1 protein-coding gene is annotated in these 680 nt (G+C 77.2%); it reads right to left on the bottom strand.

Translation table 11 applies throughout. The features are described from left to right. Positions 1-591 (bottom strand): ethanolamine ammonia-lyase subunit EutC (locus MKK52_RS03925; RefSeq protein WP_243952443.1); only part of this gene is annotated, 591 nt, incomplete at its 3' end. Positions 592-680: the final 89 nt, after the last annotated feature.

Raw genomic sequence — 680 nt, 5'->3', positions numbered from 1 at the left:
ATCCGGCAGGCCGGGCTCCGGCGCGAAGGTGACGTAGCAGCCGAGGCTGTCCGAGGCCGAGAGGCCGGGCCGCTCGCCGATCAGCACCACCACCGCCCGCGCCTTCAGCCGCGCGCCCACGGGATCGCCGAGCGCCACCCGCGCCTGGGTCGCGATGACGAGGGGCGCGAGGCTCCAGCCGGCCCGCTTCGCCCGCGCCGCCAGCGCCGCCGCCGCCGGCACCGCGTTGAGGGCGACTGCCGTCGCGGAGAGCCCGTCCGCGATGACGATGGCGAGGTCGAAGCCCGTCCCGGCCTCGTCCAGGACGGCGTCGCACTCGGGATGGAGCGTGCGGCCCCTGTCCGGGCGGCGCAGGTATTCGGCTCGGTCAGCGACGTTCGAGCAGACCTCGACCGAGGCGAGCCCCTTTTCTGTCAGGGCCTCGCGGATCGCCGCCGGGTCGAGGGGCGTCCACACCGCCTCGCGGGCGCGGGCATGGTCGAGGCCGAAGGCCAGGGACGCCGCGGTGGGCCAGCCGGCGCCGTGCGCGCCGAGCGCGATCCGCGCCTGGGTGAGGGAGCGCAGGTCCCGCAGGGAGGGCGGCCGGCTCATGCGGCCTTCCCCGGCAGCAGTCGGGAGGCTTCCGCGAAGGCGCCGGGCAGGTCCCCCGCGCCGCCGCGCAGAAGCTCCCGCGCATCGGT

The sequence above is a fragment of the Methylobacterium sp. J-067 genome (assembly GCF_022829465.1).
GTDB lineage: Bacteria > Pseudomonadota > Alphaproteobacteria > Rhizobiales > Beijerinckiaceae > Methylobacterium > Methylobacterium litchii.
Note: the sequence above shows the minus strand (reverse complement) of the source record. Positions and strands in the feature narration are given on the sequence as shown.